At 74.1% G+C, this 22,175-nt stretch carries 20 protein-coding genes; 6 read left to right on the top strand and 14 right to left on the bottom strand.

What is annotated here, in order from left to right; all coding sequences use genetic code 11:
- Positions 1–5: 5 nt before the first annotated feature.
- The 10 genes from ACF09K_RS13515 to ACF09K_RS13470 all read right to left on the bottom strand — a co-directional run bounded on the left by ACF09K_RS13515 (position 6) and on the right by ACF09K_RS13470 (position 8,848).
- Positions 6–1,955 carry an NADH-quinone oxidoreductase subunit L gene (locus ACF09K_RS13515; RefSeq protein WP_392243156.1) on the bottom strand — a complete coding sequence of 650 codons (1,950 nt, stop codon included), beginning with the start codon at positions 1,953–1,955 and terminating at the stop codon, positions 6–8.
- Positions 1,952–2,257, bottom strand: coding sequence for an NADH-quinone oxidoreductase subunit NuoK (locus ACF09K_RS13510; RefSeq protein WP_392243154.1), 306 nt, complete (start codon positions 2,255–2,257; stop codon positions 1,952–1,954). The genes ACF09K_RS13515 and ACF09K_RS13510 overlap by 4 nt, the downstream gene beginning before the upstream one ends.
- Positions 2,254–2,823, bottom strand: a complete 570-nt coding sequence (locus ACF09K_RS13505; RefSeq protein ID WP_392243212.1) for an NADH-quinone oxidoreductase subunit J — start codon at positions 2,821–2,823, stop codon at positions 2,254–2,256. The genes ACF09K_RS13510 and ACF09K_RS13505 overlap by 4 nt, the downstream gene beginning before the upstream one ends.
- Before the next feature lie 23 nt (positions 2,824–2,846).
- On the bottom strand, positions 2,847–3,770 hold the full coding sequence (locus tag ACF09K_RS13500) for an NADH-quinone oxidoreductase subunit H (protein ID WP_392243152.1): 924 nt from the start codon (positions 3,768–3,770) through the stop codon (positions 2,847–2,849).
- A complete protein-coding gene (locus tag ACF09K_RS13495) occupies positions 3,763–5,274 on the bottom strand; it encodes a hypothetical protein (RefSeq protein ID WP_392243151.1) in 1,512 nt (503 codons plus the stop codon). Before ACF09K_RS13495 ends, ACF09K_RS13500 begins: the two co-directional genes overlap by 8 nt.
- Positions 5,265–5,615, bottom strand: a complete 351-nt coding sequence (locus ACF09K_RS13490; RefSeq protein ID WP_392243150.1) for an NADH-quinone oxidoreductase subunit A — start codon at positions 5,613–5,615, stop codon at positions 5,265–5,267. Before ACF09K_RS13490 ends, ACF09K_RS13495 begins: the two co-directional genes overlap by 10 nt.
- 380 nt (positions 5,616–5,995) lie before the next feature.
- On the bottom strand, positions 5,996–6,292 hold the full coding sequence (locus ACF09K_RS13485) for a hypothetical protein (protein WP_392243148.1): 297 nt from the start codon (positions 6,290–6,292) through the stop codon (positions 5,996–5,998).
- A 187-nt stretch (positions 6,293–6,479) separates the two neighbouring features.
- Positions 6,480–6,920 (bottom strand): STAS domain-containing protein, encoded by a 441-nt coding sequence (locus ACF09K_RS13480; RefSeq protein WP_392243146.1) that lies wholly within the window; start codon positions 6,918–6,920, stop codon positions 6,480–6,482.
- Between the two features lie 268 nt (positions 6,921–7,188).
- Positions 7,189–7,725, bottom strand: coding sequence for a MarR family winged helix-turn-helix transcriptional regulator (locus tag ACF09K_RS13475; protein ID WP_392243145.1), 537 nt, complete (start codon positions 7,723–7,725; stop codon positions 7,189–7,191).
- Between the two features lie 34 nt (positions 7,726–7,759).
- Complete coding sequence (locus ACF09K_RS13470) at positions 7,760–8,848, bottom strand: PP2C family protein-serine/threonine phosphatase (protein ID WP_392243143.1); 1,089 nt, start codon at positions 8,846–8,848, stop codon at positions 7,760–7,762.
- Positions 8,849–10,283: 1,435 nt separating this feature from the next.
- Between ACF09K_RS13470 and dhaK the strand changes: the two genes are divergently transcribed.
- From dhaK to ACF09K_RS13445, 5 genes are all read left to right on the top strand, one after another.
- Positions 10,284–11,276 (top strand): dihydroxyacetone kinase subunit DhaK, encoded by a 993-nt coding sequence (gene dhaK, locus ACF09K_RS13465; RefSeq protein ID WP_392243142.1) that lies wholly within the window; start codon positions 10,284–10,286, stop codon positions 11,274–11,276.
- A gap of 47 nt (positions 11,277–11,323) precedes the next feature.
- Entirely contained in the window at positions 11,324–11,923 is a 600-nt protein-coding gene (dhaL, locus tag ACF09K_RS13460) for a dihydroxyacetone kinase subunit DhaL (RefSeq protein ID WP_392243140.1), read from the top strand.
- Between the two features lie 8 nt (positions 11,924–11,931).
- On the top strand, positions 11,932–12,342 hold the full coding sequence (locus tag ACF09K_RS13455) for a PTS-dependent dihydroxyacetone kinase phosphotransferase subunit DhaM (RefSeq protein ID WP_392243139.1): 411 nt from the start codon (positions 11,932–11,934) through the stop codon (positions 12,340–12,342).
- An 841-nt stretch (positions 12,343–13,183) separates the two neighbouring features.
- Positions 13,184–14,170, top strand: coding sequence for a fibronectin type III domain-containing protein (locus ACF09K_RS13450; protein ID WP_392243138.1), 987 nt, complete (start codon positions 13,184–13,186; stop codon positions 14,168–14,170).
- Positions 14,171–14,364: 194 nt separating this feature from the next.
- Positions 14,365–14,907 carry a hypothetical protein gene (locus ACF09K_RS13445; RefSeq protein ID WP_392243136.1) on the top strand — a complete coding sequence of 181 codons (543 nt, stop codon included), beginning with the start codon at positions 14,365–14,367 and terminating at the stop codon, positions 14,905–14,907.
- 95 nt (positions 14,908–15,002) lie between these two features.
- On the opposite strand, the gene ACF09K_RS13440 is transcribed toward ACF09K_RS13445, so the two are convergent.
- The 4 genes from ACF09K_RS13440 to ACF09K_RS13425 all read right to left on the bottom strand — a co-directional run bounded on the left by ACF09K_RS13440 (position 15,003) and on the right by ACF09K_RS13425 (position 19,524).
- Positions 15,003–15,551 (bottom strand): PadR family transcriptional regulator, encoded by a 549-nt coding sequence (locus ACF09K_RS13440; protein ID WP_392243135.1) that lies wholly within the window; start codon positions 15,549–15,551, stop codon positions 15,003–15,005.
- A gap of 257 nt (positions 15,552–15,808) precedes the next feature.
- Positions 15,809–17,824: an FAD-dependent oxidoreductase gene (locus ACF09K_RS13435; RefSeq protein ID WP_392243134.1), complete on the bottom strand. Its 2,016-nt coding sequence runs from the start codon at positions 17,822–17,824 to the stop codon at positions 15,809–15,811.
- Positions 17,825–18,069: 245 nt separating this feature from the next.
- Positions 18,070–18,438 carry a hypothetical protein gene (locus ACF09K_RS13430; RefSeq protein WP_392243132.1) on the bottom strand — a complete coding sequence of 123 codons (369 nt, stop codon included), beginning with the start codon at positions 18,436–18,438 and terminating at the stop codon, positions 18,070–18,072.
- A 195-nt stretch (positions 18,439–18,633) separates the two neighbouring features.
- Entirely contained in the window at positions 18,634–19,524 is an 891-nt protein-coding gene (locus tag ACF09K_RS13425; RefSeq protein WP_392243131.1) for a hypothetical protein, read from the bottom strand.
- 241 nt (positions 19,525–19,765) lie between these two features.
- Here ACF09K_RS13425 and ACF09K_RS13420 point away from each other — a divergent pair, with 241 nt between their 5' ends.
- Positions 19,766–21,865 (top strand): SpoIIE family protein phosphatase, encoded by a 2,100-nt coding sequence (locus ACF09K_RS13420; protein WP_392243129.1) that lies wholly within the window; start codon positions 19,766–19,768, stop codon positions 21,863–21,865.
- Positions 21,866–22,175 lie beyond the last annotated feature (310 nt).

Below are 22,175 nucleotides of genomic sequence, written 5' to 3'. Positions count from 1 at the left end.
AGGGGTTACCTCACCAACAGGATGATCAGGGCCAGCACGGCGAAGCCGACGGCGGCCTGGGCGTAGTACTGGTGGAGCAGTCCGGTCTGCGGGCGGCGCGCCCATCGGCCCAGGCTCCGGGCGCCCGAGGCGATCGCGCGCACCGCGGAGTCGATGCCGTCGTCGTCCAGACGGCCGGCGAACCGGGCGGCGGCGAGACCTCCGCCGGCGGTCCGGCGCACGGCGCCGTCGACGACGTCGTCGTCCAGACGGCGGGCGAGCCGGGCCGCCGCGCGGCCGCCGCGCGCCGTCTGCCGCACCGCGCCGTCGACGACGCGGTCGTCGAAGGCGGCCAGCCCCCGCGCCAGGCCCAGCACGGGACGGACCACGACGGCCCGCGCGGCCCGCTCCAGATACAGCCAGCCGTGCGCCCAGCGTGCGACGGAGCCCGGCACGGGCGCCGGGCGGGACGCCCGCCACCACGCCAGGACCGCGGCGGCGACCGTGACGGCGGCGGACAGGCCCAGTTCCCACGGTTCGGGGGACGGCTCCCCCGCGGCACCGACCAGACGCTTCAGCCAGGCTGCGGGGCCGGGCAGGGCCAGCACGCCCAGGACGGCCGCGGCGAGGGTGAGCACGAGGAGGGGAAGCGGCGTCGTGGGTGCGGTGCGCCGGGTGCCGTGCCGTTCGGTGTCGTATCCGGCCGTCGGGTTCTCGGGGAGGGGACGGGTGACGTACCAGAGGGCCTTCACGCTGTAGACGGCCGCCACGGCCGCCGCGGCCAGTCCGACCGCGTAGAGCACGGCTCCCTCCGCCCGGGCGGCGGCGAGGACCTCGTCCTTGGCCGCCCACAGCGACAGCGGCGGCAGACCGGCCAGGGTGAGGGCGCCGACGGTGAAGGCCGCACCCACCAGCCGGTAGGAGCGGGCCGCGCCGCGCAGGGCGGACAGCCGTTCGGTGCCCAGGGCCGTCAGCCAGGCGCCGGCGGCGAGGAACAGGCCCGACTTGGTGGCGGCGTGCGCGACGAGCTGGGTGGTGCCGGCGGCGACTCCGCCACTGCCGGCGGCCAGCACCATGAAGCCGAGCTGGGCGGACGTGGACGCGGCGAGCAGTTGCTTCAGATCGGTCTGCGCCACGGCGACCACGCCCAGGACCAGGGCGGTGAGGGCGCCGGTCCAGGCGACCAGGGGACCGGCCCAGCCCGTGGCGGCCGACAGCGGGTGCAGGCGCAGCAGCAGGTAGGCGCCGGCGGCGACCATCGTCGCCGAGTGCAGCAGCGCCGAGACCGGGCTCGGGCCCTGCATGGCCCGCGAGAGCCAGAAGGAGAACGGCAGTTGCGCGGACTTGCCCAGGGCGGCCACGACGACGCCCGCGGTGATCAGGTGCAGCCACGGCGAATCCGCGTGCGCCAGGTCGTCCAGGCTCAGTGAGCCGATCCCGGCGGCCAGGGCGGCACCGGCGGCCAGGTAGAGGCCGAGGTCGGCCGTGCGGGTGGTGAGGAACGCGACATCGGCGGCCGCCGCGCGTTCGGGTTGCCGCCACCGGTAGCCGATCAGCGCCCAGCTGGTGGCGCCCATCACCTCCCAGGCCATCAGCAGCAACGGCAGCGTGGTCGCCGTGACGGTGACCAGCATCGCGCCGGCGAAGACCAGCATCAGCCCGAAGAAACGCCCCCGGTTCTCGTCGGCGGCGAACTCGCCCGCGGCGAAGACGAGGACGGCCGCGGTGACGCCGGTGACGGTGACCACCATCACCGCGGAGAGGCCGTCCACCGCGAGCCCCGCCCGCATCCCGTCGAACAGCGGCGCGCTCGCCGCCGGCCGGGTCACCGCGGCGGCGACGGCCACGCCCAGCGTCGCCACGGCCACCGCCACGCCGAGGGCGGGAACCACGCGGTCGTGGCGGGGGCCCGTCAGGGCGAGCACCGCTCCCCCGCCCAGAGGAAGGGCGATCAGCAACCAGACCAGGCCGTTCATCCCTTCAGGTCCTCGGCCATGTCGGTCATGTCGACCTCGCGGGCGCGGTAGATGGCGGTCGTGACGGCGAAGCCCATGGCCATCTCCACGGCCATCGCCACGACGGCTGCCACGATCACCACCTGGCCGCTCGCCGAGGCCGGTGCGAGGAAGCGCCAGAAGCCGGCGGCGGCGACGATGATGCCGCCGATCATCAGCTCGATACCCATCATGATCATGACGATGGACTGCTGGGAGAGCGCGCCGAACAGGCCGGTGCAGAACAGTCCCGCCGCGAGGACCAGGAGAAGTTCGAACGTCATCGGCCGACTCCCCCGCCGGCCGGGTCCTTCGCCGGGCGCTGATCCAGATCGTCGCCGAAGCGGTCGTACCGGCCTCTCCGGGTGGCGAGCACGGTGGCGCCGACCATGGTGGCCAGCAGGACGAACCCGAGCGTGATCATGGTCAGCATCTGTTCCTTCATCAGGGCCATGCCGACCTGGAAGGTGGTGTCCTGCGGCCGGGCACCCGTCCGCTCGGGCCAGGGCACCAGGAAGACCCCGGCGGCCAGGGCGGCGAAGACGGTGCCGCTGATGACCAGCGCGCCGCGCTTGTTGTGCACCATGGACATCGGCATCAGCCCGGCCGGGTTCATCATGTAGGCGATCATGAACACGGCCATGATCACCATCTCCATGACCATCATCAGCACGATGACCACGCCCAGGTACGGCAGGCCCAGCACGGTCACCACGCCCCCGACGCAGACCAGGGAGCCCAGCAGCGCGAAGGTGACCCGGGCCATCGAGTCCAGCGCGAACACCAGGACGCCGAGGACCAGGGCGAGGGGTCCCAGCACCGCGAGCAGCACCGTGCCCATCGTGCCCATCGTCCCCATGGCGTTCTCCTTTCCTAGAGGTCGACCAGTGCCGGTACCAGGGCCTGGAGGACGGCCAGCGGGATGAGCACCACCCAGGCCAGTTCCAGGTACCGGTCGGCGCGGATCACCGGCAGGCGCCGCAGCACGTACACGAGCAGCCCCAGCACCAGCAGCGTCTTGACCAGCGACCAGGCCCAGGCCGGCAGCCCCGGCCCGGCGCCGCCGCCCAGGAACAGCGGCACCGCCATCGCGGCCCCGGACGCCAGCCACAGCCACCGCCCGGCCTGGAGCAGCAGCCGGTCCGCCCCGGACGTCTCCCCCAGCACCCCGTCGGCCACGTCCCGGCCGGCCGGGTAGGCGAAGGGGCCCAGGAAGCTGAAGGCCAGCACCCCGGCCAGGTAGACGACGAAGGCGAACGGCATCCACACCGCGTACCACAGGCCGTGCTGGGCGCCGGCGATGTCCGCGACCCGCAGCGACCGCGCGCCGGTGGCGGTCGAGATCAGCGCGAACATCAGCGGCAGCTCGTACGCCAGTCCCTGGGCGAGGAAGCGGTAGCCCCCCACCAGGGAGAAGGCGGCGTCGGGTCCCCAGCCGGCCAGCCACAGCCCGGCCCAGGTCAGCACCTCCATGGCGTTGAACCACACCACCCCGACCGACAGGTCGGCGACGACGTGGTCGCCGAACGGGACGACCAGCGTGGACAGCACCGCGGCCACCGGCACCGTGACCACGCCCGCCCGCCAGAGCAACCGGTCCGGCGCGGGCAGCCGCCGTGGTGGCGACAGCAGCGCACGCGGCACGGCGAGAAACGGCCGTACCGCCGCGGAGAAAGTGACCGGGCGACCGGCGTCCCGGGCATCCAGCGCCGCGTCGGCGGTCACCGCCAGCACCGCGAACCCGAGCAGCATCGCCGGGGCGGCCGGCACCGTCCACCACGCGCCCGCCTCAACCACGGGCCACCTCCGCCGGACGGACGGCCAGTTCGTCCGGATCCGGATCGAGACTGGCGACGACGAGACGGGCGGCACCCAGCTCCGCGCCCACCAGCAGGCCGGGCAGCACTCCCGTCAGGGCGGCCGACGGCGGGCGCTCCGCGTCCCACCGGCCGCGCGGGCTCTCCTGCCTCGCAGGATCGAGCGGAGCCGTGTCGTCCAACTGCCGCACGTCGTGCACCACGTCGGTGAGCCACTGCCGGTAACGGGCCGGCACGTCCCCGTCCGCCCGGGCGGCCGGTCCGCTCACGCCCGCGGCCCGGGCGTCGGCCGCGCTCAGCGGGCCGACGCCGCGCGTCAGCCAGTACAGGGTCCGCGACCGTCCGACCCGCCGGGCGTGGCGCTCCACTCGTGGCAGGAGCACCCGGGCGGGCGCCTCCGCCAGCAGGTCGTCCCGCAGGCGCCGGGCGGTCACCGCCTCGGCGGGCCAGCCCGCCACCGACAGCAGGCGGCCCAGGCTGTCCAGATGCGCCGCCGCCCGTCGCCGGGCGGCCTCACCCCTGGTCACCGGCTCGCCCGCCGCGGCCCGCAGCCACGGCCGGGCCCAGAAGGGATCAGCCGGCCTGTCGGCGGCCGGCTCGTCGAGGCCGGCCTCCTGGACGACGTCGCCCTGCAGCACCGCACGGACGGTCAGTCCCGCGGGCCAGTCGGCCAGGAACGGCCCCAGCGCCACGTGCAGCCGGTCCAGCGTCAACCCGTCGCGGTCCTCACCGCTCTCGGCCATCGGCAGGCCGCCCGGCATCTCCATGTCCCCGTCGCCGTGACCGTGGCCGCCCTCGTGGCCTGTGTGGTCGTCGTGGCTCTCTTCGCCGGTCCGGCGTTCACCGCCGTGCTCCGGCTCGTCGTCGGGGACTTCGTGACCGGCGCGGCCGGCGCGGTCGCCGTCGCGGCCTTGGTGACGATGGGCGTCGGTGCCCTCCTCCCGCGCCCCTCCCGGACCGTCGTCCCGCGAGCCGCCCTCGTCCCGCGAGCCGCCCTCGTCGTGCGCGCCGTGCCCGCCGTGCCCGCCGTGCCCGCCGTCCCCGGGTTCGTCGTCATCTCCTCCGTGGCCGGCCTCGACGTCCTCCCCGCCCCCCGCTCCTCTGCCGCTGTGCTGCCCGAGTTCGCCATGCAGGTGTTCATGAGCGGCAGGACGGGCTTCTGCGCGCTGACGGCCGGGGGAACCCAGCCGGACGCAGGCGGCGTCGAGTACCGACGGCACGTCGTCGGCCCCGGTCGCCCGCACGCGTGCACGCGGCCCCGGCATGTCCTGCCACAGCCGCTCCAGCGCCGGCCGCAGCAGCGGGCAGTCAGGGCCCGCGACGACCATCAGGTCGGCCCCCGCAGGGGTCGAAGCCGGCGGCCAGTCCCGCATGCGCAACTCGCGCTCGGCGGCCAGCCGCGCCGCGGTACCGCCCGGAGTGGTCACCAGCAGCACGCGTGGCCGGGCCGCGGCCGCCCGCAGCAGGACGGCTGTCAGGTCCATCGCAGCGCCCCCTCCCGCCACGCGTGGACGACGCCGGCCAGCAGGACGGCGAGGAAGACGAACATCTCGATCACCGCACCGGCACCCATCACGGAGACCACCAGCGTCCACGGGTACATGAAGACCATCTCCATGTCGAAGGCGAGGAAGAGCATGGTCACCGTGCACCAGCGCACGTGGAAACGGCTGACCGCGTGCTCGACGGGCTCCAGCCCCGATCCGAACGGCATGGCGGGCGAAGGGACTCGTGAGATCCGCAGGGCCCACGCGGCCCCGTACACACCGGCGACGGCGAGCGCGGCGACACCCAGCAGGGAGAGCGCGGCCGTGAAACCACTCACCGCGCCCCGCCGTTCACCACGCGGGGCAGGAGGAGCAGCGTGCCCCGCACCACCGTCGCTGTACGCGTCCGTCCTCGCCTCTCCGTCCGTGGCATGTCCCGCCGCTCCTTTCCCTTCCGCGGATCGAGGCATCGCAGGTACCCCTGGGAGGAGCGACGGATCGAGGCGTACGCATAGGGAGGTCGCCGTCCGAGCGGGTGCTGCTTCGCCCATCGAGGAGCCATCACCCATGTGGTCGTCCTCGTCCGGCATCTGCCACAGCATCACCGCCGCGGTGGTCGACGGCGACGCACCACGCTGGAGAGCCGGTGGCGCGGCACCGCAAGGAGTAAGCCGCTCCCGGCGGTGCGCCGGGTGTCACCCGCATGCGACGGCGCCACCTACCCGCCGAACGCCGACCTGGCGGAGGGGTTCGTCCGCGCCCCGCCGGAGTACTCGGCGCCTTCGGCGGCTCGGGTCCCGGAGACGGTGAACAGCCGGGCGCACGTGTCCTCGCCCGTCGGCACCCGTACCAGCGTGGACTTGCCGTGGTCGGCATGCCCGGCGGTGGCCGGCACCCGCATCGGTCGCCTCCCCGCGTCCTCGACCGCTCGCACGGCCTCGGCCGGCAACTCGTCGTCCTCCGCCGGCACCGCCCGCAGATCGAGCAGGCACCGTCCCGCCTTCAGGCGGCCCACTACGGGAACCGGTCCTCACCGCCTCGGGGTGGGCGGTCATGACGGTCGCGGCGATGGCCGCGGGCCGCCGCACCACGACGCGGTCCCGGTGCCGGACCGCTGTGCAGGCGTGGTGGGGCGGACCGTTCGAGCCGCGGGGCCGGGTGCGGTCCGCCGGACCGGTCGGCGAGGTCCACCGGAGCCGCGATCAGGGACTTTCTCCCAGAGCGAGGTGAGTGGTCAGACCGGCTCGGGCCGCGGCGGCGCGGAGCTGCGCGCCGGCTCCGGTGAACAGCACGTCGATGTCGGCCAGGGGCAGCGTCCGGCTGATGCCCAGCAGGGTGTAGAGCCCCGCGGAGTCGCAGAACGTGATGCCCGACAGGTCCAGCACCAGAACGCCGCCGGCGGAGCGGGCGGCTAGTGCGGCCAGCTCCTCACGGAGGCCGGGCGCGGTGTCGGCGTCGAGCTCTCCCGCGAGGTGGAGCTTCAGCCGTGGCGGGAGCCCGCCTCCGGGTTCGCGGAGTACCGACAGTCTCGGCGGCAGGGCCGCTTCCCGGGGTTCTCGCTGGGGCCGAGCCGGCTCGTGTCCGCCCATGGGCGCGGAACCGGCTCTCTCGTCGTCCTGCGGCGTGTTCTGAGGTGGTGACATCGGCTTTCCGGGACGGCTCGGCAACAGTTGCCGACCAGGCTTCCCGGCGCTCCAGGAGGCACGAAGGCCTCCACAACGTCATCTTTGCACAGAGCAAAGATCTATATCAACCGCATGAAGGCCGTCGGCCTCCGGGCGTGACGCACCGCTCCCCCTTCCGCTCCGTGCGCAGGACCAGGCCGGTCCCCCTCCGAGGCGGACCGTGGCGGAGTCCGGAAGGACCTCAGGCGTTCCGTGGGAACAGCGCGCGGCGAGGAGGGCCGAGGGCTCACATCCCGTCGGACGCCGCCATGTCCGCGCCCCAGCCGAGCGGATGGGGCGCCGGATCGTCCGCTGCGGGAGCGGGCGGCTCTCCTCCCGCCTCGTTGAAGGCGTCGAGGGCCTCGATCAGGGCCAGCCTCTGCGTCGGCCTGAGCCGTGCGACGATCGCGGCGATCTCCTGGCGCCGCCGGGCGGTGACCTCCTCGACCGTGCGCCGCCCTTCCTCGGTGAGCTGCAACAGGGTCTCGCGACGGTTGGCCGGGTTGGTCCGCCGGTCGGCGAGCCCGGCGGTGATGAGCCGGTCCACCATGCGCATGGCCGTCGAGGGCGCCACCTGCAGCAGGTCGGCGAGAGCGACCAGTTTGGTCGCCCCGCGGCTGGAGAGCACGACGAGCATCCGGAACTGCGCGAGCGTCACCCGCTCCTCGACCGCGGCGATCGAGCGGGCGGAGACCGCCACCAGCAACCGGGACGCGGTCAGCACCGCCCGGGTCACCTCGTCGACGTCGTCCATGGCCCCCACAGGGCTCTCGTGCTGCGGCATACGTCCTTTGTATCGCGCCGCACACCCCGCCCCCTCACGCACGGGGAACGGATTTTCCCTTCTCATGACCGTGGAAGCGCAGCAGGAGCATGGCCGCGTCGTCGTGCGGTGGGCCCGCCGCGTGCCGCATCAGGTCCTCCCGCAGGGCTTCGAGGGCCGACTGCGCGTCAGGATCCTCGAGCAGGTACGCACGGTCGGCGAGCGGATAGAAGACCCCCTGCCCGTCACGGGCCTCGCTGACGCCGTCGGTGTAGAGCAGGAGTTGCTCGCCTGATGCGAAGTCCACCCGGTAGGGCTCGGGCCCCTCGGCCCCCTGGACCCCCAGACCGAGCGGCGGCGCGTAGGAGGGCGGCCGCGGAAAGTCGACCGTGCCGTCCCGGCGTACGACCATGGGCGGTGGATGACCGTAGTTCAGGAACACCGCTCCGCCGGTGGGGCCGATCTCGGCCAGCACGGCGGTGACGAACTTCTCCCCCTCCAGTTCACGGGCCACGCTGCGCTCCAGCCGCTCTCCGACCCCCAGCAGGTCGCTCTCGTCGTGGGCCGCCTCACGGAAGGCGCCGAGCACCACGGCGGCCGTCTCCACCGCGGCCAGCCCCTTGCCCTGGACGTCGCCGACGAGGACCCGGACGCCGTACGGGGAGGGGACCACCTCGTACAGGTCCCCTCCGATGCGCGCCTCCGCGACGGCGGAGGTGTACGACACCGCCGCCTGCAGCGGTCCGGCCGTCCGCGGCACCGGGCGGAGCAGCACCCGCTGGGCGACCTCGGCGATCGAGCGCACACTGGCCAGTTCGGCTTCCCGGCGCGAGCGCATCACGGCGGCCACGACGCCCGCGCCCGTGACACCGGCCACCGAGGCGAGAGCGGTGACCCCGCGGCGCCCTTCGAAGAGGCCGTCGTACCACCCGAGAGCCAGGCACAGCACCAGGGCCAGTGCTCCGATCAGCGCGGTCCGCCGCCACCCTCCGACCAGTCCGGCGAAGGCGGGCCCGAGCGAGACCAGCGGCAGGAACCCCACGCCGGGACCGGCCACCACGTCCGCCACAGCCACCACGCCCATTGCGGTCACGGGCATCCAGGACAGGAGCCGGGCTCCGGGCGCCTGCCGGCTCGTGGTCATGACGTCCTCCCGAAGCGGTCGCACAGTGCCGGAGAGCGACCTCTCCGTCCTCGGGCGGCCCTCCATATTTAGACTATGCAATGGTCGCCTTGGCGAAGCAGCACCCGGACTGGCCCTTTACTCGATCGAGGCCGAGCACCCGCTTCTCCGACGACGCTCCTGAAAGGCGACGATGCCCCGCAGAGAGAGCCACCGCACCCGGCCCCGGCTTCCCACCGGCCGGCGACGCCCGGCCGCACGCGCGCCCCTCCTCCTCTTCCGCGCCGGACTCGGATCACTCCTCGGCAAACGGTTCCTCCTCCTGCACCACGTCGGCCGCAGGACCGGACTCGACCACCACGTCGCCCTCGAAGTCGTGGCACAGGAAGCCCTGTTCCCGGCTGGACCGCGACCTCCGGCTTCGGCCCCGACTCGGACTGGTACCGGAACCTGCGCACACAGCCGAAAACCGTCGTACAGGTCGGCAACCGCCACCATCGCCGAGGAGGACGGTGTCCCCACGGCAGGGCAGTCGGTGAGCATCGTGCGCAATTCGCCGACGGCCGAAGGCCCGCTCCCCGCTCCCCGCTCCCCACTTCCCCGCTTCCCGAGCCGAGCGACACGTGACGCAACCGGTCGTGGGTCTGCCAGGTGAACGGGCCCGCCCCGCAGTCGACGGTGACGTCGCGCAGCACCCGTGATCATGTCCTCGCGGCGGATGCCGTCCACCTTGTGACGGCGGCGGTGCCGTGGTGGCGGTCGTGGCCCGTACTCGGGACGGAGCGGCCCGTGTCCGGTGTGCGGACGTCGGCGGCGAGAACGCACAGGTATGAGCACCGGACGGTGACGGATGTACCGTTCGGCGACGGCCGGATCGTCGTCCTCCCGCATGCGCGGCGGCCGGTCCGTCCGGTTCCGGGAGGTCGGCAGCAAACCTCCCACCAGCAGATCTCCGGACTGCCGGAGCTCTGTCGGCGCCGCGCAGTACGGCTTGCCCGGCAGACGAGCCGGATGGCGCGGCAGTCGTGCGGCCGGGCGGGTCCGGTGGCAGCGGTGGCCGCCGGAGCGGTTCCGGCCATGATCGCGGACATGGTGGTCGTGGAGGCGTTCGTGGAGACCACCCGGACGCCTCCGTCCCGGGCCGATGCCGAAGCCATGGGTCTTCTGATGCTGCTGTCCAGAGCCGGTCGCGCTCTCCGGCCTGCCCCGACTGGCGCCCACGTGACCTTCACCGCCGCAAGGTCGATACTGCCTCTGTAGGGCTCCGGTCGGCATGCCGTCGACCCGTCGCAGGATCTGACGTAGCGTCACTGAAGTCAGTGTCGAGTCAGCACCAGTACCGCCGCAACCCGTTCCCGACCGCTACGGACCACCAAGGTCAAGAAGCACTCACACCCCCTCTGAACAGCGAAAACACAGGCCGAAGATCACCCGCTGAGCTCATCAGGAGACCCTCATGAAGATGCTGATCAACGTCCCGGAGACCGTGGTCGCCGACGCGCTGCGGGGGATGGCCGCCGCGCATCCGGAACTGACCGTGGACGTGGAGAACCGGGTGATCGTGCGGCGGGACGCGCCGGTGGCGGGGAAGGTGGGGCTGGTGTCCGGGGGCGGATCCGGGCACGAGCCGCTGCACGGGGGGTTCGTCGGGCCGGGGATGCTGTCGGCGGCCTGTCCCGGTGAGGTGTTCACCTCTCCCGTGCCCGACCAGATGGTGCGGGCCGCCGCGGCCGTGGACAGCGGGGCGGGCGTGCTGTTCGTCGTGAAGAACTACACGGGTGACGTGCTGAACTTCGACATGGCCGCCGAACTCGCCGAGGACGAGGGCATCCAGGTGGCGAAGGTGCTGGTCAACGATGACGTCGCGGTGACCGACAGCCTCTACACGGCGGGGCGGCGCGGCACCGGGGCGACCCTGTTCGTGGAGAAGATCGCGGGCGCGGCCGCCGACGAGGGCCGGCCGCTGGAGCGGGTCGAGGCGGTCGCCCGGCAGGTCAACGAGAACGCGCGCAGTTTCGGCGTCGCGCTCAGCGCCGTCACGACGCCGGCCAAGGGCAGCCCGACCTTCGACCTGCCCGAGGGTGAGCTGGAGCTGGGCATCGGCATCCACGGCGAACCCGGCCGGGAGCGGCGGGCCATGATGACGTCCGGCGAGATCGCCGACGTCGCGGTGCACGCGCTGCTGGAGGACATGCCGCCGCGCAACCCGGTCCTGGTCCTGGTCAACGGCATGGGGGCGACGCCCCTGCTGGAGCTGTACGGCTTCAACGCCGAGGTCCAGCGGGTGCTCGGCGAGCGCGGGGTCGCCGTCGCCCGTACGCTCGTCGGCAACTACGTGACGTCCCTCGACATGGCCGGCGTGTCGGTGACCCTGTGCCAGGTCGACGAGGAACTGCTGCGGCTGTGGGACGCACCCGTACGGACGCCGGGACTGCGCTGGGGCATGTGATCAGGCGGACGCAAGCGATCACCGTACCGACCACGCAAGGAGATCCCGTGCTCGACGTCGACTTCTTCCGCCGCTGGATGACGACGACCGCCGCGTCCGTCGACCGTGAGGCGGACCGGCTCACCGCTCTCGACTCGCCGATCGGCGACGCCGACCACGGCAGCAACCTCCAGCGGGGGTTCACCGCCGTCGTCGCCGCCCTGGAGAAGGAGCCGCCCGCCACCCCCGGGGCCGTCCTCGTCCTGGCCGGGCGCCGGCTCATCTCGACGGTCGGCGGGGCGTCCGGTCCGCTGTACGGCACGCTGCTGCGCGGCACCGGCAAGGCGCTCGGGGAGGCGGCCGAGGTGAGCGAGGAGGAGTTCGCGCAGGCCTTCCGCGCCGGGGTCGACGGGGTCATGCGGCTGGGCGGGGCGGTGCCGGGCGACGCGACGATGATCGACGCGCTGGTGCCCGCCGTGGACGCCCTGGGCGACGGCTTCGGGGCGGCACGGGCCGCGGCCGAACAGGGTGCCCTGGCCACCGTTCCGCTCCAGGCCCGCAAGGGCCGGGCGAGTTACCTGGGCGAGCGCAGCATCGGACACCAGGACCCGGGCGCCACCTCGTCGGCGCTGCTGGTCGCGGGTCTCGCGGAAGCGAACGGGGAGTGAGTGCGGCCATGAGCGACGACAAGCTGGTGGGCATCGTGCTCGTCTCGCACAGCGCGCAGGTGGCGGCCTCGGTCGCCGAGCTGGCCAGGGGACTCGCGGGCGGCGGCGCCGCCGTGCCCGTCGCCCCGGCGGGCGGCACGGAGGCGGGTGGGCTGGGGACGAGCGCGGAGCTGATCGCCGCCGCCGCCGCCTCGGTCGACCGGGGTGCCGGGGTCGCCGTCCTCGCCGACCTCGGGAGTGCCGTGCTGACCGTGAAGACGCTGCTCGCCGAGGGGGACGAACTCCCCGACGGCACGCGTCTGGTGGACGCGCCGTTCGTGGAGGGCGCGGTGGCCGCCGTCGTCACGGCCTCCACGGGAGCCGGCCTGGACGCGGTCGAGGCGGCCGCCTCGGAGGCGTACACCTACCGCAAGGTCTGACGACGGACGCCCGGGGCGGCGCGACCGCGCGAGTCCCGCGTCGGCCCGTCGGCCCGCGCACGTGCCGTCGCCCACCCCGTCCTCGCCTTCGCCGTCGCCGTCGCCGTCGCCTCAGCTCAGCCCCTCCTCGGCGACGGTGGAGGCCGGCCGGACGGCCGCCGCCCGTTCGGCTTCCGCCACTGCCTTGTCCGCGCGCGGGCCGGCGCCGCGCCAGGCGTGCTGTTCCACGGCCGCGCGCAGGACCGCGTGGAACAGCGCCGCCCGGATCGTGCACCGCAGGTCGTCGGGCCGCAGCCCGGACCGGTCGGCGAACGCCGGCCCGGCCTCGTGGTGCGTCTGGAGCCGGACCGCGCGCGGGCCGGCGGCGGGCGGTGGGACCGGGGCCGGCGGGCGAGGCCGACCGTGGCCGGCGTCAGCGACCGGACACGCAGGCCGAGAGCCCTCCCGTCGGGGACGGGGACGGACAGCCGGCCCCCTCCGAGGCCAGTCGCGTCCGAGGTCCAGCACCCCGGGGCCGTACGGAGCGGTGGCGCCGGCGTTCCGACGGCATGCGCGGGCCGTCGACCTTCCGACGGCACGGCACGGCAGGGGACGGCGGCCGGCGCCTCCCGGCACCGGCCGCCCGGCAACCCCGCCGGCGCGGGGTCAACGACGACAGCGGCCCGCGCCACCGGCATGAACTGCCTTGCGTGCAGGCAGGGTTCAGCCGCGAGGAGGATCAGCATACGTAACTCCCCGGACCGCCCGCCAACCCCGTACCGCATCCCCTCTTGATGCGTTCACGCCGACGCGTCATATTGGTCCGGACCATTGCCGCCATGCCGGGCCGGGAGGCGAGACCGTGCGACGCGTCGTGCTGTGCGGAGGGATCCTCGCCCTGTGCTGCGGCTGCGCCGCGCCGGGCGGCGGTGACGAGGGGCGGGTGCCGGGTGCGCCGACGGGGGTCACCGCCGAGGCGGGCAGCGCGACCAGCGTGCACGTGATGTGGAACGCGCTCCCGGCGGTGAGCGGTTACGAGGTGTACCGGGGCACCTCGAAGGTCGCGGACGTGCCCGGTTCCCGGCGGATGCTCGACGTCACCCGCCTCACGCCGTCCACCGCCTATGTCTTCACCGTCCGGGCCCGCGACGCCGGGGGCCGGCTCGGGCCGCACAGCCGCGAGGCCCGGGCGACGACTCCGGCGGCGGCCGCGGCGGACCGTTCGGCGCCGACCCGGCCGGGCAGTGCCACGGGCCGGGCGGCGGGCAGCCGGGCCGTGCGGTTGTCCTGGACGGCGGCCACGGACGACCGCGGGGTGGTGTCGTACGACGTCCTCCAGGGCGGGACGAAGATCCACAGTGTCGGCGGGAACCAGACGGCGACCGTGGTGACGGGACTCCGGCCGGGCACCCGGTACTCCTTCACCGTCCGGGCGCGGGACGCGGCCGGCAACCTCTCCCCCGCCGGCGCGACCGTGCGCCTGAGCACCGCGCCGGGCGGCGAGGGGGACGAACGGCACGGGGGAGAAGACACCGCGCCGACGGACTTCCGGGCGACGACCCGCCGTGCCGGCGGGGGGTACTCCATCGACCTGTCCTGGGTGCCGCCGCGGGTCGACGGGACGGTCACGGAGTACCAGATCCAGCTCGACGGGCAGCCGGCCACCTCACTGGTCTGGGGCGGGACACCGCCGCGGGGCCGGGCCTCCCACAGCTTCTACGTGGGGCGCGAGGCCGGTGCCGGGCACCGGGTGCGGCTGCGGGCACGGCTGCCGGACGGCACGTGGGGGGCGTTCTCCGCGGAGCGAACGGTGACCACGGGGGGCTCGGGGAGCTCGGTCGCACGCTGACCGCGGCGGTCCGGCCGCGGGAGCGCAAGCGGGCGGGGGGTCGTTCTGCGCCGTCCGGCGGAATCCGTCACCTGCCCGGCGGCAGCCGGAGTGCGGGCCGGGGCGGGCGGACGTTGGCTGCCCCTGAAGGCAGCACGGGCGTACCCGACCCTCGGCGGCGCAAGGTCGCCAACCGTGCCGCCGGAGGACATCCGATGCGCACTTCCCCTCTTCTCGCCCGCTGCGGACTGACCATGGCGGCCGCCGCCGCGCTGCCCCTCGCCGTGACCGCCCAGCCCGCCGCCGCGCGGACCTCGGGCATCTCCGTCAGCACGTCCGGCTCCACGGTGTCCGTGGTGACCAGCGCGTGTGCCCAGATCAACGGCAGCTGGGGCACGGCGGCGCTGCTCGACAGCGACCAGGCGAGCTTCGCCCAGGGCCGCCAGGTGGCCCTGTCGGGCACCAGCGTCAGCCAGTCCGCGGCCTGGTCCAACGTCTCCCAGGGCACGCACACGGTCGTCGTGATGTGCTCCAGCGGCAGCACCGCCGGCACCCAGTCCGTGATCGTGTCCCCCGCCACCACGCCGACGATCTCCACGACGGCCTCGCCGACCCCCCGCGGCGTGCTGGGCGGCATGGGCGGCGCCACCCGCGACTACGGCACCGTCACGCTCGTGGCGGGCGGCGTCCTGGTCGGCACGGGCGTGATCGCGACGGCCTGGTTCCTGCGCCGCCGCACGAAGCCGCACCGGCTCTGACCGGCTCTGACCGGCTCCCGGCGCCGCACCCGGAGCGGTCCCCGGCGCCAGGCGCCAGGTCTCAGACGCAGGGCGCCTGACGCCTGACGCCTGACCTACGGTGCCTGTTCGGCGGGGCCGGGCAGGCCTTCCAGCGCCTCGGTCAGCCACCGGGTCCAGAAGGTCTCCAGCTCGATGCCGGCGCGCAGCACCAAGTGCTGGAGCCTGACCTGCGCGCTGTCGTCACCGGGCGGGAAGTCCCGCTCCTCGATCTCCTCGTACTCGGCCAACTGCCGCCGGTGCAGGTCCAGATGGCGACGCAGGTCGGCCTCGAGGCCCGCGGTGCCGACGACGGCGGCGGCCCGCAAACGCAGCAGCAGCGCGTCGCGGTGCGGCTTGGGGTCCTGCGCCGCGGCCGTCCACCGCTGGAGTTCGGCGTGGCCCGCGGGCAGGACCTCGTAGCTCCTGCGTTGGCCGCGGGCCGGCTGCTCGGTGGGCAGCGCGCGGATGAGGCCGTCGGCCTCCAGTCGTCCCAGCTCGCGGTAGATCTGCTGGTGCGTCGCCGACCAGAAGTAGCCGATCGACTTGTCGAACCGGCGGGTCAGGTCGAGCCCCGACGACGGCTTCTCGAGCAGAGCGGTGAGGATCGCGTGCGGGAGTGACATGGGCTCATCCTAGGGACGGGCGGGGTCGCCTCCCGCTCCTGCCGTCGCCTTCCCGTCGTCCGCCCGGAGGGCGGGCCCCGCGGCGTCAGGTGCGTGCTCCGGGGGTTCCGGGGGTTCCGGGCCGAGGGCCGGCGGGGTGCCGGGCCCCGACCCTCGTACGGGACGTACTCGGGTCGGGGCCCGGTGCGGCGGGCGGGTTCCCCCTCCGGCGAGCGGGTGGCGGCGTCGCGGGGCGGGCGGGAAGGCGGCGGCAGGGGTTACAGGGCCGCCGCCAGCTCCGTGCCCTGCTTGACGGCGCGCTTGGCGTCCAGCTCGGCGGCCACGTCGGCGCCGCCGATGAGGTGCGCGCTCGCCCCGGCGGCGACCAGCTCCTCGTACAGGTCGCGGCGCGGGTCCTGGCCCGTGCACAGCACGATGGTGTCGACCTCCAGGACGGTGCTCAGCTCGCCGACGGTGATGTGCAGACCGGCGTCGTCGATGCGGTCGTAGCGCACGCCGGGGACCATGCGCACGCCGCGGTGCTTGAGTTCGGTGCGGTGGATCCAGCCGGTGGTCTTGCCCAGGCCCGCGCCGACCTTGCCGGGCTTGCGCTGCAGCAGGTGGACGGTGCGCGGCGGGGCGCTCCGCTCGGGGGCGGCGAGGCCGCCGGGCGCCCGGTACCCCGTGTCGACGCCCCACTGCCGGAAGTACGTCTCCGGGTCCTCGCTCGCCCTGTCGCCGCCGTCGGTGAGGAACTCGGCGACGTCGAAGCCGATGCCGCCCGCGCCGAGGATCGCGACGCGGCCGCCGACGGGGGCGCCGTCGCGCAGGACGTCGAGGTAGCCGACCACGCTCGGGTGGTCGACGCCGGGGATGTCGGGGGTGCGCGGGCTGACGCCGGTGGCGACCACGACCTCGTCGTAGTCCGCCAGGTCGCCCGCGTTCACGAAGGTGCCGAGGCGCACGTCGACGCCGTGGGCGTCGAGCTGGTGGCGGAAGTAGCGCAGCGTCTCGTCGAACTCCTGCTTACCGGGGACCTTGCGGGCCACGTTGAGCTGGCCGCCGATCTCGGCCGCCGCCTCGAACAGCGTGACGGCGTGGCCGCGTTCGGCCGCCGAGACCGCGCAGGCGAGTCCGGCGGGGCCGGCGCCGACGACCGCCACGCTCTTGCGGCGCCGGGTGGGGCTGAGCACCAGCTCGGTCTCGTGGCAGGCGCGCGGATTGACCAGGCAGGAGGTGATCCGGCCGCTGAAGGTGTGGTCGAGGCAGGCCTGGTTGCAGCCGATGCAGGTGTTGATGGCCTCGGGGGTGCCCGCCGCGGCCTTGCTGACGAAGTCGGGGTCGGCGAGCATCGGGCGGGCCATCGACACCATGTCCGCGCAGCCGTCGGCGAGCAACCGCTCGGCGACCTCGGGGGTGTTGATGCGGTTGGTGGTGACGAGCGGGACCGAGACCTCGCCCATGAGCCTCTTGGTCACCCAGGTGTAGGCGCCGCGGGGCACGGAGGTGGCGATGGTGGGGATGCGGGCCTCGTGCCAGCCGATGCCGGTGTTGATGAGGGTGGCCCCGGCCGCCTCGACGGCCTTGGCGAGGGTGACGACCTCGTCCAGCGTGGAGCCGCCGGGGACCAGGTCGAGCATCGAGAGCCGGTAGATGACGATGAAGTCCTCGCCGACCGCCTCGCGCACGCGTCGCACGATCTCCAGGGGGAAGCGCGTCCGGTTCTCGTAGGAACCGCCCCAGCGGTCGGTGCGGTGGTTGGTCTGCAGGGCGATGAACTCGTTGACGAGGTAGCCCTCGGAGCCCATGATCTCGACGCCGTCGTAGCCGGCCTGCCGGGCGAGGCGGGCGGTGCGGGCGTAGTCGTCGATGGTCCGCTCGATCTCGGCGTCCGTCAGTTCACGGGGGACGTGCGGGCTGATCGGCGCCTGCAGCGCGCTCGGCGCGACCAGGTCCTCGTGGTAGGCGTAGCGGCCGAAGTGCAGGATCTGCAGGGCGATGCGACCGCCTTCGCGGTGCACGGCCTCGGTGATCGTCCGGTGCTGCTCGGCCTCCGCGTCGGTGGTGAGCTTGGCGCCGCCCTCGTAGGGGCGCCCCTCGTCGTTGGGGGCGATGCCGCCGGTGACGATCAGGCCCACCCCGCCGCGCGCGCGGGCGGCGTAGAACTCCGCCATGCGCGCGAAGCCGTGCTCGGCCTCTTCCAGGCCCACGTGCATCGAGCCCATGAGGACGCGGTTGGGCAGGGTGGTGAAGCCCAGGTCGAGCGGGCTCAGCAGGTGCGGGTATCGGCTCATCGGGGCCCTCCGTGCGCGGTGTCGTGCCCCTGTAGTTGTAGAGGACCGCGCACGGATTGTGCAACTAGTTGCACAATGGCCCGGGAGTCGCCTTTCTCACGTCATCCGCTTCCCGCGTCGCCGGTGCCGGTACTGATGCCGGTGCCGGTACCGATGCCGGTGCCGATGTGGACGGCGGCGCCGGTGACGGGGTCTCGCCCGTCACCGGCGTGCTGTCACCGGTCTCGCCCGTCACCGGCGTCCCGTCACCGGCTCTCGAGCAGCAGGTGCAGTTCGGTCTCCTGGTCGCCGGAGGCGGAGGACAGGTCCTTGACCCGGAACATGGAGTCCAGTGCCGTACGGAACCGCTCGATCGCCCAGTAGCCGCCCTGGACGTCGGCCGTGACCGACGACGACAGGCGGGCCGGGCGGGCGCAGTCCTGCACCTCGCCGACCTCGAAGGTGCCGAGCCACACCATCGGACGGTTCTCGTCGATCTGTTCGGGCACGTCCTCGGCACAGCGGTCGGACTCGAAGCAGGCGCACAGCGTGTCGAACACGATCCGCGCGTCCTCCTTGCTGCAGTCGCTGATCTCGAGACTGACGGACTCCGGATGGGATCGCTCGCGGTCCATCGTGATCGCTCCTCTCGTGGCGGTGGCGCGATGTCGCGGGTTCCCCGCCCACCGCGCCACATCCCAAGAAAAGCACCACTCCCCCGGACGGGCACCACCTGGACGCCCCGCCCGGGGGCCCGGCGACGCCACGTCCGGAAGCCGGACGGCGCCCCGCCCCGGGGTCCGACGGCGCCCCGCGCGCGGGGCGGGGTGTCACCGCGTGAAGCGGTAGGTCTTGCTGTCCGTCAGCACGCAGAAGCCGGGCGAGACGACGATCACCCGCAGGGTGCCGGTGCGCCGGTCGTAGTCGATCCCCTCGGCCTCGAAGGAGCCCTGGCAGGAACTGCGCAGCGGCAGTTGGCGCACGGCGGTGACGTGGCCGTTCACGTCCGCGGAGTCGCCCGGCTCGGCCGACAGGTCGATCCGGAGCAGCGGCTTGGTCATGCCGAACAGGGTGCCCGCCGGGTCGTCGGAGGAGCACAGCAGGGTGGTCGGGTCGGTGAAGTCGCAGCCCTGGACGTCGCGCACCGCGTGGTCGAGGCGGACCGTGGAGACCTGCGGCAGGTTCGCCGAGGGCGAGGTGCCCGGGTTGACGCCGGGGGTCGGCAGGACGATCAGCCGGGTCATGGTGCCCCACTCCCCCGTGAGCATCCACCGGCCGCCCGGCGCGACGGCCACCCAGGAGTTGTTCAGGGCCTCGCCGGGGCCGAGCGCGTGGACGTACTCCGACCAGGCGCCGCCCGGCGCCTGCACGCGGTACATCTTCGAGGTGCCGGAGTCCCGCTGGTAGGGCTCGATGTAGTGGCCGTCGTAGGAGGTGTCGGGGTCGCCGACGTGGTTCCACCCGCGGGCGCTCACCCCGAACGGGACGGTCCCGATGCCGGTGTAGCGGTTGGCGCTGTTCGCGGGGACCTCGACCGACGCCAGGCCCTGGCTCTCGGTCAGCGGGTCGGCGCGGTCGGAGCCGGCCTCGGTCCAGGTGTCGGCGGCCACGGCGGGCGGGGCGGCGGCGAGGGCCGCGGCGGCGGCCGTGGCCAAGGCGATCAGGGAGATCAGGGCGGTGCGCGGGGTGTGCCGGCGTCCGCGGGCGGGGCGCAGGGGCATGGGTCTCCTCCGACGGGGGGTGGGATGCGCGCTCGGCGGACAGTGTGGCCACCTTCGATAGTCATGTACAGACCAATCGAATGGATTGGCGCGGACCATGGGGAGAACAGCGCGCGCCGCCGTACCGGAGGAGCATGGGAACGGTGCCCCATGTGTGGGAGAAAACGGTTCAGCGCGGTGGAACCGGGGAGTCGGCACGGGGGACGGCGTGCCGCGTCGACGTACGGAGGCGGTGCGTGACATGAGTGCAGCCGGATCGACCACGGCCGGGGCCGGTGGCCCGACGGGGCCCAGCGGCCTGCTGGACGTGCTCAACGTGGCCTCGGTCGTGCTGGACGCCGAGGGCCGCATCGTGCTGTGGAGCCCGCAGGCCGAGGAGCTGTTCGGCTACTCGGCCGCGGAGGCGCTGGGACGCTACGCGGCCCACGTGATGGTCCACGAGGAGCACGTCGAACTGGTCGTGAAGCTGTTCTCCGACGTCATGGCGACCGGCCGCAGCTGGGAGGGCGCCTTCCCCGTCCGGCGCAAGGACGGCAGCACGCGCCTCGTGGAGTTCCGCAACATGCGGCTCGTCGACGACCGCGGTGACGTCTACGCCCTCGGTCTGGCCGCCGACCATTCCACGGTGCGCCGCCTGGAGCGGGACGTGGCCCTGTCGGCGCGCATGGTCGCCCAGTCCCCCATCGGCCTCGCCGTGCTCGACACCGGGCTGCGGTACGTGTCGGTCAACCCGGCGCTGGAGCGCGTCGACGGCATCCCCGCCGGGGAGCACCTCGGCCGGACGATCCGCGACGTGCTCCCGCTGCTGGACGCCGACGCCCTGGAGGAGGCGGCGCGCGAGGTGCTGCGGACGGGGGTGCCGGTCATCGACCGGCCGACGACCGGACGTACCCCCGCGGACCTGGCCCTGGACGCGAATCGGGACCCGGGCCAGGACCAGGGCCAGGACCGCACCCTGTCCGTGTCGCTGTACCGGCTGGAGGACGCCCGCGACACCGTTCTGGGTGTCGCCCTCTCCGTCGTCGACGTCACCGACCGCCACCGCGCCGGCGTCGAGGCCGAGGCCGCGCGCCGCCGCCTCGCCCTGATCGCCGACGCCTCGGCCCGCATCGGCACCACCCTGGACCTGGAACGCACCGCCGACGAGCTGGCCGACGTGGCCGTGCCGGAGCTGGCCGACGTCGCCGCCGTGGACCTGCTCGACGCGGTCGTGGCGGGCCGGCGCACCAGCCTGGGGCCTTCGGAGCCCGCCGTGATCCGCGCCCTGGCCGTCCGCGCCGCCGACGCGCCGGACGCCCTGAGCGCGGCCGACCCGCCCGGCCGGACCGCCCGCTACTCACCCGAGCGGCTGGTCACCGAGTGCGTGCGCACCGGCCGGCCGGTCATCGTGGCGCGGGTCGGGGACGAGGACCTGGCGCGCATCGCCCGCTCCCCGGAGGCCGCCGGACTCCTCGCACAGGCGGGCGTCCACTCCTACCTGGCGGTGCCGCTCATCGCGCGCGGCGAGGTGCTGGGCGCCCTCGACCTGAAACGGACCGGCAACCCGCTGCCGTTCGGCCGCGACGACGTGCTGCTCGCCCGGGAACTGGCCGCCCGCGCGGCCGTGCAGATCGACAACGCCCGCTGGTACCAGAACGCCCGCGGCACCGCGCTCACCCTCCAGCGCAGCCTCCTGCCGAGCCACCCGCCGGTGACCGGCGGCCTGGAGGTGGCCTCGCGCTACCAGCCGGCCGGCGCGACCACCGAGGTGGGCGGCGACTGGTTCGACGTCATCCCGCTGGCGGACGACAAGACCGCCCTGGTCGTCGGCGACGTCATGGGCAGCGGCATCGACGCCGCCGCCACGATGGGCCGGCTGCGCACCGCCACGGCCACGCTCGCCGCGCTCGACCTCGATCCGGCGGTGCTGCTCGAGCACCTCGACCGGATCACCTCGGGGCTGGACCACTTCATAGCGACGTGCCTGTACGTCGTCCACGACCCGTGTCCCGGACGGTGCCGGATCGCCAACGCCGGGCACCTGCCGCCCGCCCGCGTACGGGCCGGACACCCGCCGGAGCTGCTCGACCTGCCCACCGGGGCACCGCTCGGGGTGGGCGGGGTGGCCTTCTCCTCGACCGACGTCGGTCTCGGCCCCGGCGACCAGCTCGTGCTGTACACCGACGGGCTGGTGGAGACGCGCTCGCACTCCCTCGACGAGCGGCTGGACCTGCTGCTGACGCTCCTCGACGACCCTGCCCGCCCGTTGGAGGAGCTGTGCGACCTGCTGCTGCGGGCCCTGCACCACCCCGACAACCACGACGACGTGGCCCTGCTCGTGGCGCGCGCACGGGCACGGTGACGCCGTACGCCCCGAACCACCGGCGGGTGTCACCCCCGCCGCGGTGACGGGCCCCGCCTCCACGGCCGCTCGTGGCCGGGGCCGTCCGCGGGCCGACGGCCGCCCGGCCCGGCCTGCCCGCGGTCCGAATCCCCCGTGGTCCCCACAGCCTCCCGGTCCGGACTGCCCGTGGTCCCCACCGCCCGTGGTCCGGACCGTCCGCCGGCCGGACCGCCGCGCGGGAGCCCCGGCCGTCCCGCGCCCGCGCCTGCGCCTCCCCGCGTCAAGTTGTACGGTACAACGAGGTGGCCCGGGATGATCGTGGGAACGG

This window comes from Streptomyces sp. NPDC014882 (genome assembly GCF_043081325.1).
Lineage (GTDB): Bacteria > Actinomycetota > Actinomycetes > Streptomycetales > Streptomycetaceae > Streptomyces.
The sequence above is the reverse complement of the archived record's forward strand: the minus strand, read 5'-3'. Positions and strand labels throughout refer to the sequence as shown.

What these genes read in the sequence shown, in the direction of transcription:
- ACF09K_RS13515 (WP_392243156.1), bottom strand. Translation starts at nt 1,955, where the DNA reads ATGAACGGCCTGGTCTGGTTGCTGATCGCCCTTCCTCTGGGCGGGGGA.
- ACF09K_RS13510 (WP_392243154.1), bottom strand. Translation starts at nt 2,257, where the DNA reads ATGACGTTCGAACTTCTCCTGGTCCTCGCGGCGGGACTGTTCTGCACC.
- ACF09K_RS13505 (WP_392243212.1), bottom strand. Translation starts at nt 2,823, where the DNA reads ATGGGCACGATGGGCACGGTGCTGCTCGCGGTGCTGGGACCCCTCGCC.
- ACF09K_RS13495 (WP_392243151.1), bottom strand. Translation starts at nt 5,274, where the DNA reads ATGGACCTGACAGCCGTCCTGCTGCGGGCGGCCGCGGCCCGGCCACGC.
- ACF09K_RS13480 (WP_392243146.1), bottom strand. Translation starts at nt 6,920, where the DNA reads ATGTCACCACCTCAGAACACGCCGCAGGACGACGAGAGAGCCGGTTCC.
- ACF09K_RS13475 (WP_392243145.1), bottom strand. Translation starts at nt 7,725, where the DNA reads ATGCCGCAGCACGAGAGCCCTGTGGGGGCCATGGACGACGTCGACGAG.
- ACF09K_RS13470 (WP_392243143.1), bottom strand. Translation starts at nt 8,848, where the DNA reads ATGACCACGAGCCGGCAGGCGCCCGGAGCCCGGCTCCTGTCCTGGATG.
- dhaK (WP_392243142.1), top strand. Translation starts at nt 10,284, where the DNA reads ATGAAGATGCTGATCAACGTCCCGGAGACCGTGGTCGCCGACGCGCTG.
- ACF09K_RS13455 (WP_392243139.1), top strand. Translation starts at nt 11,932, where the DNA reads ATGAGCGACGACAAGCTGGTGGGCATCGTGCTCGTCTCGCACAGCGCG.
- ACF09K_RS13445 (WP_392243136.1), top strand. Translation starts at nt 14,365, where the DNA reads ATGCGCACTTCCCCTCTTCTCGCCCGCTGCGGACTGACCATGGCGGCC.
- ACF09K_RS13440 (WP_392243135.1), bottom strand. Translation starts at nt 15,551, where the DNA reads ATGTCACTCCCGCACGCGATCCTCACCGCTCTGCTCGAGAAGCCGTCG.
- ACF09K_RS13435 (WP_392243134.1), bottom strand. Translation starts at nt 17,824, where the DNA reads ATGAGCCGATACCCGCACCTGCTGAGCCCGCTCGACCTGGGCTTCACC.
- ACF09K_RS13430 (WP_392243132.1), bottom strand. Translation starts at nt 18,438, where the DNA reads ATGGACCGCGAGCGATCCCATCCGGAGTCCGTCAGTCTCGAGATCAGC.
- ACF09K_RS13425 (WP_392243131.1), bottom strand. Translation starts at nt 19,524, where the DNA reads ATGCCCCTGCGCCCCGCCCGCGGACGCCGGCACACCCCGCGCACCGCC.
- ACF09K_RS13420 (WP_392243129.1), top strand. Translation starts at nt 19,766, where the DNA reads ATGAGTGCAGCCGGATCGACCACGGCCGGGGCCGGTGGCCCGACGGGG.